14 protein-coding genes are annotated in these 13,121 nt (G+C 44.9%); 3 read left to right on the top strand and 11 right to left on the bottom strand.

Annotated elements, in window-relative coordinates:
* Positions 1-80: 80 nt before the first annotated feature.
* Positions 81-650, bottom strand: coding sequence for a DUF3619 family protein (locus NIT79A3_RS18110; protein WP_013964597.1), 570 nt, complete (start codon positions 648-650; stop codon positions 81-83).
* Positions 647-1,222 (bottom strand): RNA polymerase sigma factor, encoded by a 576-nt coding sequence (locus NIT79A3_RS02015; RefSeq protein ID WP_041360467.1) that lies wholly within the window; start codon positions 1,220-1,222, stop codon positions 647-649. Before NIT79A3_RS02015 ends, NIT79A3_RS18110 begins: the two co-directional genes overlap by 4 nt.
* Before the next feature lie 267 nt (positions 1,223-1,489).
* Here NIT79A3_RS02015 and NIT79A3_RS18105 point away from each other — a divergent pair, with 267 nt between their 5' ends.
* Together NIT79A3_RS18105 and NIT79A3_RS02010 are read left to right on the top strand one after the other, a co-directional pair.
* Positions 1,490-1,678, top strand: coding sequence for a DNA gyrase inhibitor YacG (locus NIT79A3_RS18105; RefSeq protein WP_013964595.1), 189 nt, complete (start codon positions 1,490-1,492; stop codon positions 1,676-1,678).
* Positions 1,678-2,814 (top strand): sensor domain-containing diguanylate cyclase, encoded by a 1,137-nt coding sequence (locus NIT79A3_RS02010; RefSeq protein ID WP_013964594.1) that lies wholly within the window; start codon positions 1,678-1,680, stop codon positions 2,812-2,814. The genes NIT79A3_RS18105 and NIT79A3_RS02010 overlap by 1 nt, the downstream gene beginning before the upstream one ends.
* Before the next feature lie 37 nt (positions 2,815-2,851).
* Here the strand turns inward: NIT79A3_RS02010 and NIT79A3_RS02005 are convergent, their stop codons facing one another.
* From NIT79A3_RS02005 to NIT79A3_RS01985, 4 genes are all read right to left on the bottom strand, one after another.
* Positions 2,852-3,820 (bottom strand): Nudix family hydrolase, encoded by a 969-nt coding sequence (locus NIT79A3_RS02005; protein ID WP_013964593.1) that lies wholly within the window; start codon positions 3,818-3,820, stop codon positions 2,852-2,854.
* 8 nt (positions 3,821-3,828) lie between these two features.
* Positions 3,829-4,701 (bottom strand): ATP-binding protein, encoded by an 873-nt coding sequence (locus NIT79A3_RS02000; RefSeq protein ID WP_013964592.1) that lies wholly within the window; start codon positions 4,699-4,701, stop codon positions 3,829-3,831.
* Positions 4,702-4,712: 11 nt separating this feature from the next.
* On the bottom strand, positions 4,713-5,939 hold the full coding sequence (argJ, locus tag NIT79A3_RS01995) for a bifunctional glutamate N-acetyltransferase/amino-acid acetyltransferase ArgJ (RefSeq protein WP_013964591.1): 1,227 nt from the start codon (positions 5,937-5,939) through the stop codon (positions 4,713-4,715).
* A gap of 490 nt (positions 5,940-6,429) precedes the next feature.
* Positions 6,430-6,633 carry a cold-shock protein gene (locus NIT79A3_RS01985; RefSeq protein ID WP_013964589.1) on the bottom strand — a complete coding sequence of 68 codons (204 nt, stop codon included), beginning with the start codon at positions 6,631-6,633 and terminating at the stop codon, positions 6,430-6,432.
* Between the two features lie 562 nt (positions 6,634-7,195).
* Here NIT79A3_RS01985 and NIT79A3_RS01980 point away from each other — a divergent pair.
* A complete protein-coding gene (locus NIT79A3_RS01980) occupies positions 7,196-7,894 on the top strand; it encodes a response regulator transcription factor (protein ID WP_013964588.1) in 699 nt (232 codons plus the stop codon).
* Between the two features lie 91 nt (positions 7,895-7,985).
* Here NIT79A3_RS01980 and NIT79A3_RS18980 read toward each other — a convergent pair whose 3' ends face one another.
* From NIT79A3_RS18980 to NIT79A3_RS01960, 5 genes are all read right to left on the bottom strand, one after another.
* Positions 7,986-8,798, bottom strand: a complete 813-nt coding sequence (locus tag NIT79A3_RS18980) for a hypothetical protein (RefSeq protein ID WP_198009382.1) — start codon at positions 8,796-8,798, stop codon at positions 7,986-7,988.
* Positions 8,799-8,810: 12 nt separating this feature from the next.
* Positions 8,811-9,230 carry a hypothetical protein gene (locus tag NIT79A3_RS18975; protein WP_198009381.1) on the bottom strand — a complete coding sequence of 140 codons (420 nt, stop codon included), beginning with the start codon at positions 9,228-9,230 and terminating at the stop codon, positions 8,811-8,813.
* A gap of 133 nt (positions 9,231-9,363) precedes the next feature.
* Positions 9,364-10,398 carry an IS630 family transposase gene (locus NIT79A3_RS01970; protein WP_013964587.1) on the bottom strand — a complete coding sequence of 345 codons (1,035 nt, stop codon included), beginning with the start codon at positions 10,396-10,398 and terminating at the stop codon, positions 9,364-9,366.
* 97 nt (positions 10,399-10,495) lie between these two features.
* Positions 10,496-11,788 (bottom strand): hypothetical protein, encoded by a 1,293-nt coding sequence (locus tag NIT79A3_RS01965; RefSeq protein ID WP_198009380.1) that lies wholly within the window; start codon positions 11,786-11,788, stop codon positions 10,496-10,498.
* Between the two features lie 126 nt (positions 11,789-11,914).
* Complete coding sequence (locus NIT79A3_RS01960) at positions 11,915-13,081, bottom strand: IS4 family transposase (RefSeq protein ID WP_013964586.1); 1,167 nt, start codon at positions 13,079-13,081, stop codon at positions 11,915-11,917.
* Between the last annotated feature and the right edge of the window lie 40 nt (positions 13,082-13,121).

Here is a 13,121-nt window from a genome sequence, read left to right as displayed (position 1 = left end):
TGTAGTTCTAATTCTTTCCACAAAGATATACTGGCTTCTGATAAGGCGTCAAAGAAAAAATTAAAAACCAATAAGAATAATTAATTGGAATCCAACCATTCGTGAAGTTCATTATCAATATGAGTATCTGTCGGTATATCATCAACCAGCTCAGACTCATTATCAATACGCACATCCATTGGCAAGTCATCAACCAATTCACGTTCAGGCTCACTCGCATTTTCTGCATCTGCCGATAAGTCATCAACCAGTTGAAGTACGTTGTCAATATAAGCATCTATCGACAACTCATCATCCGATTCATGTTCATTATCAATATGAGCATCTATCGATACGTCATCAACCAGTACCGTATTATCTATGACTGACTTACTTTTTTCCAGGAACTGCCAATAGGTTGCCGACACCAAAGCAAAAGCAAACAGCACTAACAGTAACAATAAAAGCTTCCCAGTATTAAAATGCTCGTCATGTCCACCATAAACGGTAGTACCATCACCTGAATTAATGATCTTGAATTCGGGCTGACAATTTTCTAAAGCCGCTCTACGGGCAGATTGCAACCGATACAAAGTACTCTGTTTAATAGTCTCATCAGCACCAAAGTCCAAAAATCTGGCAATTTCTTTTCCCAGCTCTTGCTCATTCATAATTTCACTCCTTTCTCCCTGAGAATTGTTGCTAATGTATGAACTGCCCGTGAGCAATGGGTTTTTACACTCCCTTCCGAACATTTCATAATTACAGCTGTCTCCGCTAAACTCATTTCTTCCCAATAACGCAGTATGAAGGCTTCTCGTTGACGTGCTGGAAGAATTTCCATCGCATTTTCTATTAAACCAATCAACTGTACTCTCTCAAGCTGCGTGTCGGGCTCCTCAGCAAAATTGGATTCCGGTTTTATCTGCAAAGTTTCGAGAATATCGAAGTCTTCCTGGTTCTTGCTCTGATCATTGGGTGTAAATGCTGAAAACAGCGTAGTCCATAATGAGCGAATCTTTTGCCGTCGATAGTAATCGCGAATGGTATTCTGCAAGATACGTTGAAATAAAAGCGGTAACTCTTCGATCGGTTTCGAAGCATATTTTAGCGCGAGCTTCATCATAGAATCTTGCACAATATCCAATGCCACATGTTCGTCATGAACCGCAAACATTGCTTGTTTGTATGCGCGCCTCTCGGTTTCAGCCAGAAAATCTGAAAGTTCTTGTCGAGTAGCCAGAATTACCAACCTTTAAATAAAAGTAAATTGAAAAATTAAAGCTAGCTTGTGCGAAATTTTTTTAAAATACAGAAAAATATCATAATGAAAGCTGAAACAATATTAAATTTCTGCAAGAATAGACGTTGGATTTCATTTATCCTGGTGGGGGTTTAAATCAAATTATTCAATATCAAGGCCTGCGCGCAATGATTTTATAACTATTCTACTTATTTTTCGCTAGAACAAAGCGCTTATTATCTAACAACAAAACAAAGATCCACTTTTATGCAACAACGCATCGTCAATTGCCCTCAATGTGGTAAGCGTGTAGTCTGGGAACCGGACAGCCGCTTTCGCCCATTTTGTTCTGAACGGTGCAAAACAAACGATTTATCGCAATGGGCTCAAGAATCTTATCGAATTCCTGAGCCAGAGAAAGATCTGGAAGATAACAAAACAAATGAGTCTAGCTAATGGATGAGTCGATTTATGAGAAGAATCGCCAATTACAGCGCAAGCTGGATCATCTAATCAAACAGGCTAGGGCCAATGAAAAAAAGCAGGAATTATATGAAGCTTTTGGTTTCGAAATTATTGGAGCCAGTACGCCAAAACAATTGCGCGATTTACTGCTATCCCAGACCATAGCACGCTTTCAACTTCTGGATGTTGTGTTATGTCTCGTCGATCATCATAGAGATACCGAACGCCTGTTTTTTGATCACGATGAAGAAGCGCGTCTGAATTTTGAGAACAAATTACTGATTCTTGATACCTTAAAAGATGCGGAAATCATCCAATCATTGGTCAGTCACCCAATATTGGGCACTGAAGTATTAAAAAAATATCCTTGGATGACAGTCAATTTAAAAAATAAAGCTCAAATTCGAAGCGCTGCGTTCTTACCGCTTCTGCGTAGCGATCGAATCATCGGCGCATTATTGTTGCTAAGCCACGATATTAACCGCTACCAACAAGGTGTTGGAACGCTTTTTCTGCAGAAGCTATCAGCTATGACTGCCGTTGCAGTAGAAAATTGCCTCAACCAGCAAAGAATCAAGGAAGTCAGTTATCAGGATGTTCTGACACAAGCTTATAACCGCCGCTATTTCGACCTGCGTTTCAAAGATGAGATTGCCAGATGCATCCGCTGGGATGATGATCTCATTTGCATGTTTCTTGACGTTGATCACTTCAAAAATGTAAATGACACCTACGGGCATCAAACAGGTGACTTGGTGTTACGGCATATGGTCAGCTTAATAAAAGAACAGGTCAGGTCCTGTGATATTGTGGCTCGCTATGGCGGGGAAGAATTCGTCGTCGCTCTGCCTACGACAACACTGCAAGCTGCTCATGAAATCGCGGAACGTCTACGCCAAGCGATTTGCTCCACCACACTGAATTTTAATGATAAACAATTCAGAGTATCGATTTCTATCGGTATGGCCAGTTTGAGAAGCTTATTAACCGCGCAGCCACCTGATGCCGAATTTATCGGCACAACTTTGCTGGACAGAGCGGACAAAGCACTATACGCCGCTAAAAAAGGCGGCAGGAATCAGGTAGCGGTTTATACCAATCCGGAAACGTATGAATTCACTGAATAATCCATAAATAATTTTTCCGCTGCATCATTTCAATCAATTATACGATACCTCGCATCATGGCTATACCGTGCGCACCCATTTCCTGCGCTATCGGCAAATCTTCCGGATGTAGTCCGCCCAACGCATAAACCGGCAATGAATAATCACGAATCAGCGCGGCAAATCTTCTCCAACCCAATGGAGTCAGCCCCGGATGACTTTGTGTAGATTGAACCGGTCCCAACACGACAAAATCAAGCCCCAACTGCTCTGCTGCAAAAAGTTCTTCAGCATTGTGGCAGGATGCGCCACATAATCCGTATTCCGAATCAGGGCGGCACGGCAATGCCATCAGTTGCGATGACGTAAAATGCACACCGTCGGCACCCATCTCACGAGCCAGTTCCGCATCGCCATTTATCAACACTTTCGCTTGATAAGACTGCGCAAGCGCGAGTACCTGCAAGGAAAATTCCCGCAGCACATCTTTAGCCATTTGTTTCTCACGAATCTGCAGCAAGTGCAAGCCATTCTGCAATGCTTGTTCAATCTGCTTCAATGTCGCTTCAATCCCGATCTCAGTAGCTTGGGTAATAGCATAAACCGGCGGCAACAAAAGCGCTTGCAAAATGGGGCCATTGGCGGGCAGGATGGGAGACACTTCAACTTGATGCGGCTGTTGCCAGGATAATCCTTGTTTTTCCCTGGGCGAAGGCTTGCCTTCCCATTCCACCACGCGAAAAAAATGCAAGCGCACCGTTGCATGGGAATAGGTAAAAATCCTGGTTAACCAAGGATGGGCTTGACGAATATGGATTCCCAGCTCTTCCCACAACTCGCGCTCGAGCGCATGCAACAACGATTCGTTTTTCTCTACCTTGCCGCCAGGAAATTCCCAATAACCGGAATAGACTTTTCCTCCGGGCCGGCGCGCCAGCAAAAACTGACCATCTGGCCGTAAAATCACAGCTGCGACGACTTCAACGATTGGGACTGATTCAGCAAGTGGTGCGGATAAACGGTGCATGAACTATTTTAATTGCCACTGCCTGATTTTTGTCTACCCGCCAGATCCCGCGCAAACTGCCAAGCTACCCGCCCGCTGCGTGAACCGCGTTCCAGAGCCCATTGCAAAGCTTCTGTACGCGCCAATGCGGTCATTTCCTGGATGCCAAAATAAGCCAGCCAGTAACGCACGATTTGCAAATAGTGCTCCTGATCGAAAGGATAAAACGACACCCACAAACCAAAACGTTCCGATAAGGAGATTTTTTCCTCAATCGCCTCGCTCGGATGCACTTCCTCGCCGATGTGCCGCGTATCAAGATTATCGCGCATGAACTCTGGCACCATATGACGCCGGTTCGATGTGGCATAGATCACAACATTATCGGAAACCGTGGCGATCGACCCATCCAGTACAACCTTAAGCGCTTTATACCCCGGCTCGTCGCTTTCAAATGACAAATCATCACAAAACAAAATAAAACGTTCCGGGCGCTGATAAATCATTTCCACAATATCATGCAGATCGACAAGATGATGTTTTTCTACTTCGATTAGCCGCAATCCATCACCAGCATATTTATTCAACAATGCCTTGATTAATGAAGATTTCCCTGTGCCGCGCGCGCCGGTCAGTAACACATTATTGGCAGAAAATCCCTGCACAAACTGCTGTGTATTCTGATCAATACGCTGTTTCTGATCGTCAATACCGCATAATGCATCGAGTGTAATCCGGTGTGGCTGTATCACCGGCTGAATATACTTGGCATTGCCCTGCCTGCGCCAGCGAAAAGCGATCGCCGTTTGCCAGTCAGGTTCCGGTTGTGTAATCGGCAAAAACTTTTCCAAGTGATCGAGCAGTTTGTCTGCCCGCTCATAGAGTTTCTCGAAATCATTCATGGGATATTGGCTTAGCTGCGGTAGCTCGCATTAATCTTAACGTAATCATAAGAAAAATCGCAGGTCCACACCGTAGTCGATGCGACACCACGATTCAGCACGACACGGATGGTGATTTCTAATTGATTCATCACGCGTTGTCCATCTGCTTCTTGATAATTGGCTGCGCGCCCGCCTTTCTCCGCCACCAGGACATCGTCGAGATAAAGCTGAATGGTATCCACATTCAAATCGCCGACACCGGCATAACCGATTGCAGCAAGAATCCTACCCAGGTTAGGATCGGAGGCGAAAAACGCGGTTTTGACCAGCGGCGAGTGCGCAATCGCATACGCCACTTTGGCGCATTCCTCCGTATCCTTGCCCGCTTCGATTTGCACGGTAATGAACTTGGTTGCGCCTTCGCCGTCGCGTACGATCATTTTTGCCAGGTCGGCAGCAACTGCGGTTACGGCTTGCTGCAATTGGCTAAATTCGCTGCTGTCTTGCCGGGTAATTTCCGCATTTCCGGCTTTCCCGGTTGCCACGACAATGAACGCGTCGTTGGTCGACGTATCGCCGTCTACCGTGATGCGGTTAAACGAGTGATCCGCTGCGTACCTGACCAGCTCCTGTAACGAGGCCTGACTGATGGCCGCATTGGTCGCCACATACCCCAGCATCGTTGCCATATTCGGGCGGATCATGCCGGAACCTTTGGCGATGCCAGTCACCGTCACGGTTTTACCACCGATCTGTACCTGCTTTGAGGCCGCCTTCGGCACGATATCCGTCGTCATAATCGCGTGCGCGGCGTTGAACCAGTTATCCACCTTGCAGTTGGCCACCGCAGCGGGCAATCCTTGAACAATCTTATCGACCGGCAGCGGCTCCATGATCACGCCAGTCGAGAACGGCAACACCTGCTGCGTGGCGCAACCCAATAACCGGCCCGCTTCGGCGCAAGTTGCCAGCGCATGCTGAATTCCCGCTTCACCGGTGCCGGCGTTGGCGTTGCCGGTATTGACCACCAGCGCGCGAATGGGCGACTGCGCCAAATGCTGCTTCGCCACAATCACCGGGGCAGCACAAAAACGGTTCTGCGTAAACACACCGGCAACTTTGCTGCCTTCATCCAGCAGCATTACCAGCAAATCCTTGCGATTCGCCTTTTTGATACCGGCTTCAGCAATACCAAGAGCTACACCTGCAACGGGCAATAAATTTTCGGGAAGTAAAGGGGGAATATTAACGGGCATAGTAAATAATCAGATCATTTTAAAAATGACGCTATGCTACCGTATCTCAAGCAGGATTTCCCAGAAATTACGCTTGGGGATGACGTCAGCGAGCCTGTTTTTGATACAAGAAAATCATGTGAGGCTCGCTGTGATTCATGATGCTCTGGTCAACTCATGCACGGAAAGCTCCTCTCGTTGGAGAAGCGTGATGATATGCGGATTGGTTACTCGTAAGACTTGTGTTGAAGATGGTATACCTAAGATTTGCGCTGATTGGGTTTACCTCGGTGTAGATCTTCTTGGCGAATCCAGCGCCAAACCGGATCTACTTCAGGCACCTTCGACATCAATCTATTTCCATAATTTACATGGCATAACAAGGAATCGTGCTAATCGAGTATGCAAGAAAAAGGATAAAAGCTTAAGAAATAAAAGAAAACTCGCGACTACCTGATTCACCAACAAAAAACCCCGGGTAACCGGGGTTTTTTGTTATTGATACTCTAATTTATTCAGGCACAATATTTGAAGCTTGTTTACCTTTAGGTCCTGTTGTTACATCAAAGGTAACGCGCTGAGCTTCGCGCAATGATTTAAAACCATTGCTATTGATTGCAGAGAAGTGTGCAAATAAATCTTCTCCACCGTTGTCTGGAGTAATAAAACCAAAACCTTTAGCGTCATTAAACCATTTTACAATACCTGTTGCCATGTTATTTCCTTAATAATTAAAAATTTACGTCTATGGTAATCCATAGTAGCCATCGAATATCAAGGAAAAATGGTCAACCAAAAGCATCACAATTTAATAACTTGAATCCAAAAGACATAGATAAGATACACGTTTCCTGAAAAAGTTCAAGTATTTGTTGCTAATACATAGCAACAAATACTGTTTACAAACACTTACCAATTCAATCAGTGGCTCTCCGCGCGAGATCCAGATCCCCGCAATATCCGGAATTACCTTAAGGCTGATCCCGCCTATGGGAAAGGTATCGCGGATGCTTTGCATATTTCATTGCAGAATATTTCTGTGTAAAGGAAGCTCTGATTAAGTCCTTCAACAGGCTCAGGACGAACGGCAATCAACTTAATCAGAGCTTCCTAAACATGGCACAATTCATAATTCATTTGAACAGACACCGCCTTTTAACGTTGTAACTGCGGCAATTCCAGAAGCCTTAAAGCGGTGTGATGTTGACATTCCATTCAAGAAAAGACTTGAACACCCGATTACCAATCAAATACCATTCATCAACTGAAAACAGTCTATGCGCATAGGAATACTTGAAGACGAAGCAACTCAAATAGCCATCTATGAGCTTCTGTTCTCGCCAACTCAATACCAATGCGAATTCTTTGGAACAATTTCTGCTTTTATCGATGCGCTCAGGGATAAAAGATTTGATTTACTCGTTATCGATTGGATGCTGCCTGACGGAACTGCCGGAGAAGTGCTCGAATGGATTCGAAAAAACTTCGATTGGCATATCCCAGTAATATGCGTCACCTCACGCAACAGCGAATCCGATGTTGTCAATGTTCTGCATATGGGTGCGGATGATTATTTTGTAAAATCCTCGCGGTATTTCGAGTTACTTGCCAGAATAGAATCATTAGCGCGCCGCAGCCGGGAAAAACCATCCAGCATACTTCATTTCGGACCTTACAAGATCGATCCAGAGAATCAGGAAATAATCGTTGACGGCAAAAATGCCGGTCTTACCCAGAAAGAATTTGCGCTCGCTTGCTATCTGTTTCAGAACACCGACAAACTGCTGTCGAGAATTCATCTGTTGGAAAAAATATGGGGATTAGCGGCTGAAATTGATACGCGCACAGTCGATACGCATATCAGCCGTATTCGTAACAAACTCCATTTTTCTTCACAGAGCGATTGGGATATCCTGACTATTTATGGATATGACTATCGGCTTCAGCACGCCAAGGTTGCCGAAACTATTAAATAATCCAATCTGCAATTCTCAAATCAGCCTCGGTTATTTCTTAGTCCAACTGTATCCTCACATCACGTGAATGCTATCAAACCGCTTTAAATATCTAATCAATCCCCGCATGCTTTAACAATACATCCCGAGTTTTCGCTGGTTCAAACACCACATCAAAACACCAATGACCAAAACCGCCTTGTTCATTGACGGCTTTAATCCAAGTTTCCATCGCAGCGCGTTTCGCCCGGTTTTGTTCGCTATCGACACCTTTCACTTCAAGAACCAGCGTTTTACCGTTATTCAGGCGAATTAAATAATCCGGAACAAAATTACGCGAAGAGCCACGCCACAGATAGCGCATTATGAAATCCAGGTGATCATTCTTCGCCCATGAAACCACCTGCGGCACTTTCTCACAGAGATCCGCCACGACTTTTTCCCATGCGCTGTCGTAAACCACATGGCTAATCTGTGACTTCTCAGTGACGAGACAAGGCCGCGTGGTCAACCAAGAGCGCATCCGCGCTGTGGAGCTGATGGGATTCAATTCATCAAATATCGCCTCAAGTTTCTCGGTATTTTGCGCGATGACAAACCGGCTTACATGCGCGACCACCGTATCCATATTCAGTGCAAACAATATCTGCTTGCGTATCGGATCTTGATGCCAAAGGCTGGGAATATCCAGTTTGTCACTGTCGAGAAACGCTTCCATGATACGAATCAGTTGCACCGCGAGAAATTGCTTATCGCCGCCGAAGCTATCTGCACTTTGTAAATACAGCTTTCTGGCAGCACGGAAAATAAGATTTTGCAGCCTAAAATCATCCACGGCTTTTTCCAGATCAATTTCTGATGCCATCGATAGATTCGCAAACCCGGTGAGCGATGGCGCCACTTCCGCATTGAGCGGCGTATTCATCGGATCGAGTGTCTATGGCTGAACATTCTCCCAATCCATAACCAATCCCTGCTTCAGCACGGCATCAATGCGTTGAATATTGGGCCATCGAATTTCAAGGTGATTACGGCCTGGTTCGACCTGTATGCGCACACTCGGTTTAGGCGGTGGCGGTGCTTCTCCTTCTTCCCCCACATCCTGAAAGATCGACAGCGGCACGCCAAAAATATTGACATATTCCGGCAAAAACAATCCCTGCTCATCCATATCATGCGCCACACCCCGCAAACCCCGCCCGATCACTTGTTCACACAACAACTGACTGGTGAATGCACGCAGCCCCATAATATGCGTCACATTCGCGGCATCCCATCCCTCGGACAGCATGGCGACCGAAATCACATTGTGCAGCTTCTGACCGGGTTGGCCGCGCTTGCCGACCGTGTCCACCAAAGCGCGCAGTTGTTCCTGCTGCTTGAATGAAATGAAATCATCTATCTTGTTTGAGGAAAAATAGGGATTTTATAAAAACCCCTATAGTCCATATCATTCCATGTAAAACTATTGATCCGGCCATTAAATAGTTTTAAGCGGCATATTTTACGTACGGATCTTGGAAGTAAGAAGCAACGCGCTCTGGATTATTCTGCAGCATCAACATATGATCATCGACAGCGGCATGTAATTTCTCCTTGGTACGCACCGGAACTTTCGAACCGATAGCCTGCTTCAAATCTGAGTTTAATCTTTCTTCTGGATTTAATTCCGGACTGTAGCTGGGTAAATAAAAGCATTCGATCTTTTCCTTATTTTCTTCCAGCCAAGCCTTCACTGGTTTGCTGTGGTGCACTCTCAAATTATCCAGGATCAAGAACACTTTCTTCCCTGCATCCTTGATCAGTAGTTCGAGAAATTCAATGAGTCTATCTGAATTGAAATTTCCATCAATAATCTGCCAGCGTGCACAGCCTTTGTTGGTTACAGTGGCAATCATTGACAACCGTTGCCGCGTGCCAGGAGCGTAGGTCACGGGTGTTTTTCCCTTGGGTGCAAAGCCACGTCCTCGCACATCCGTATTGACTAATCCTGTCTCATCACCCCAGTGAATCTCCCCGCCTTCAGTTTGAGCGCGCTTGGCAATATCCGGATATTGCTCATTGAGCCATTGCTTTACCGCCTCCAGGCGTTGTTCATAAGCACGTCGGATCGGCTTCTGCGGGGTAAATCCCCAACGCTTGAGGTAGTGTCCCACCGTGCGTATCGGCATGGATATGCCACATTCCTGCTCAATTAACTGTCTTATCGCCCCACGATTCCACAACGCAAAATCCATCTTCAGTTGCTCAGGACGCTTATCACAAATAAGCCGTTGCAATCTCAACTCCTGCTCTTCGCTTAGGCTGCGTTTGTCACCCGTACGTCGGCCGCGTCTACCAGGCTTTAGTCCAGCTGCACCACCTTCTTCATAAAGTCGAATAATCTTCTTCACAGCCGTGTCGCTCAGCTCCGTAACCTGCGCTATTTGCCCAGGTTTGCCGCCTCGCTTGTGAAGACGAATCACTTGCCGGCGACGTTCATGCAGCGCTTCATCTTTTAAGGTTCTTGCATCTATTTTTTCCATCCTCCTACGACATGCAAAATCAACAAAAATCAAACTATTTATTGGCCGGATCTATAAACTTAGTTACAGACTTTATTTACGATTTCCGTAACAGTTTTCAACTAGCATCATCTTCTAACTCATTAATACCTAGTGTACGTAATAGCATCTTGTGAACCTGAATTTGATTGACTCTCTTGATTTCACTTTTTGAAAGTACTGTTTTACCATGATCAGACCACATATATGGCTCGGTTGCACTTACTTTTACACCAACGGCACCAATTCTATATAAGCAATTCAATATTTCAGAAACCACTTCTGACTCATTCGTTTTACCACCGGAATTACAATAATCAATTACTGCTTTGCCACACGGATCATCATGATTATCTATCAACTTGTCAGCTATATTGTTTAACCGCTCAGCTAAAGTTGAGCGTTTAAAAATAAATGGTATCCCACGCAATATTTCAATAGTTTCCTTTAGACACGGATATACTTGACTCCACTCCTCATATAAAGACTTTATCCTTTTTTCTGAATAAACCCCCTCTGCGCGAGTCAATGCCTCCCAAGATACACGAGGACTGTTTAGAGCTGATATAAAGCATTCATTAAGAAATTGCATAACATCTCTTGGACGCAGCAGAGTTCTTTCGATTACATAATCTAACGCTACTTGTTTTCCCCCTTTTCGTGGAGAAGGAAAAATATCATCAAACTTCACACCTTCTTTTGTGTATTGCCTTTTAAATACCTCATTTATTCTTCTTTCAATCATTTGTTCTAACGTGTCTTTTGACCATAATAATGGCAGCATATAAGACTCATACTTTTTCTGCTGAAAACCCGCATCCCTTGTGGAATCAAATACAATATCAAGTAAATCTCTTCGTAAAGCCACTATGATTTTGATATTGCTTATTTTTCTAAATGTCTTTATCTCCTCAATAAGTGCTCGGATAAATCTATATCGTGTCTCAGTGTTAGCCCATTCTTCATCTAGCTTATCAATAAGCAAATAATATTTCTTTTGCTGATCAGTAAATACAGACTCTTCAAGAAAATCCAAGATGCTTGCTAATTTCTTAATTTGTATTGAATTCACTACTTTGTTTGCTTTATGTACTATCGCTGTTTTCTTTTCCGTTGATAGTTTTCTTGCACCTTCAAGTGAAATATCTACACCCAGTAATTCCGTATCAAAACCCGCTTTCAATTCCTGACCAAGTTTCTCAGTCACTTCACGTAATTGTTGATCAGTATCTAACCAAAACTTAGTACCCCACTCCCGAAAATATGACAGTGCTTCCTTTTTAACCGGATCGCGTTCTACCATACTTGCAAGTTTTGCAAGTATACCGCTTCCATCGGTCTCCGACTTTAGGTCATAACGTAGTTTCAGCAATTCAACTGTAAGAATATGTCGCCATAGCAATCTATAAAATAGGTCAAGTTTCACTCCTATTGATTCAAAAAACTGAATAATATCTGAATGCTCAAGAAACCTAATTGATCAGAAGTGTCCGGAGATTTAATTAAATAGATTCAGTTGGTTATTATTTTTCGACATGGTTATTTGCACCTCGGCATTTTTAACCAATTGATCGATAGGTGTTTTCTCGAAAAGAGTCAGGCTTAAAATCTGTAGAATTGTGTAAAGCGAAGCTTCGGTATTGAGCCGCTTTTTCACGATGGCAACCAAGACATAAACCGATATGGCAATCCATATCTGCGTTTTGACTGCGTTCTCAGTAGTTCCGTAGAAACGCTTGATACGAAGATGTTGCTTGATCCACTTGAAGAATAGTTCGACCTGCCAGCGACAACGATAAAGCTGAGCGATGGTCAGCGCAGGTAAGTCGAAGTTGTTGGCTAGAAATACCAGATGCTTGTCGTGTTCTGCATCGTAGAACTTGATACGCCGCAGGTGCTGAGGATAATCCTTGCTAGCCTTGGGAGCCCTTAGGGCAATGGTTTGTTCACAGCGTAGTCCGGTGGATTTGTCCACGGAGCGAGAGTAGACGCGGCGAAAAAGCAGATTGGATTTAGCGCGTGTTACAAAAAATGCTTGTGCTTGGTGCATGGTGTACCAGCGAGAAAAATCGGTGAAGCCCCGATCCATGATGTAAAAGCTGCCAGCTTCGGGTGTCAGGATGTCGAACACATTGACCTCGTGCATCTTGCCATCGCTGATATGAATGAAGGTTGGAATATTGCCGCGCAGGTCAAGCAGCGTATGCATCTTAACGGTAGCCTTGGTGGAGCGGAAGCGTGCCCACGGAAAGACGCTCAAGCACAAGTCAATGGTCGTGGTATCGAGTGCGTAGACCGTTTGTTCCAGCTCGACAGCAAAGCTGTCGCTGGCGTAAAGCTTTCTGGCTGTCTGGATCAGGCTCATCGCGAAATCCATATAGATGCGGCAGTCGCGCTGCTCGTTGGCATCAGCCAACGTACTCTTGGCGATGTTGCCTCGTATGCCCAAATGGTAGAGCTTGGCTTGGTGGGCGCGCAGACAGGTTTCGATGTCGCGCAGACTCTCGCGGTAAGTCAGTTGTGCGAAAGCCATGCACAGAAACTGGTCGAGATGCGAGAACTTGAGTGTTGGATATCGACCTGAATATCTGGCTACGCACTGATGAAACGTGCGCAAAGGCAGGTGCTCCATTAATTGGGCAAACACCAATTTCCCTGCGTGCATATGCAATCTCCTGACAAAAGTCAGAAGTTTGGCGCAAGTT

It is taken from the genome of Nitrosomonas sp. Is79A3 (assembly GCF_000219585.1).
Taxonomy (GTDB): domain Bacteria; phylum Pseudomonadota; class Gammaproteobacteria; order Burkholderiales; family Nitrosomonadaceae; genus Nitrosomonas.
The sequence above is the reverse complement of the archived record's forward strand: the minus strand, read 5'-3'. Positions and strand labels throughout refer to the sequence as shown.

Coding starts and splice junctions, on each gene's coding strand:
- NIT79A3_RS02000 (WP_013964592.1), bottom strand. CDS start 4,701: ATGAATGATTTCGAGAAACTCTATGAGCGGGCAGACAAACTGCTCGAT.
- argJ (WP_013964591.1), bottom strand. CDS start 5,939: ATGCCCGTTAATATTCCCCCTTTACTTCCCGAAAATTTATTGCCCGTT.
- NIT79A3_RS01980 (WP_013964588.1), top strand. CDS start 7,196: ATGCGCATAGGAATACTTGAAGACGAAGCAACTCAAATAGCCATCTAT.
- NIT79A3_RS01960 (WP_013964586.1), bottom strand. CDS start 13,081: ATGCACGCAGGGAAATTGGTGTTTGCCCAATTAATGGAGCACCTGCCT.
- NIT79A3_RS18105 (WP_013964595.1), top strand. CDS start 1,490: ATGCAACAACGCATCGTCAATTGCCCTCAATGTGGTAAGCGTGTAGTC.
- NIT79A3_RS18110 (WP_013964597.1), bottom strand. CDS start 650: ATGAATGAGCAAGAGCTGGGAAAAGAAATTGCCAGATTTTTGGACTTT.
- NIT79A3_RS18980 (WP_198009382.1), bottom strand. CDS start 8,798: ATGAATACGCCGCTCAATGCGGAAGTGGCGCCATCGCTCACCGGGTTT.
- NIT79A3_RS02010 (WP_013964594.1), top strand. CDS start 1,678: ATGGATGAGTCGATTTATGAGAAGAATCGCCAATTACAGCGCAAGCTG.
- NIT79A3_RS02005 (WP_013964593.1), bottom strand. CDS start 3,820: ATGCACCGTTTATCCGCACCACTTGCTGAATCAGTCCCAATCGTTGAA.
- NIT79A3_RS01985 (WP_013964589.1), bottom strand. CDS start 6,633: ATGGCAACAGGTATTGTAAAATGGTTTAATGACGCTAAAGGTTTTGGT.
- NIT79A3_RS01970 (WP_013964587.1), bottom strand. CDS start 10,398: ATGGAAAAAATAGATGCAAGAACCTTAAAAGATGAAGCGCTGCATGAA.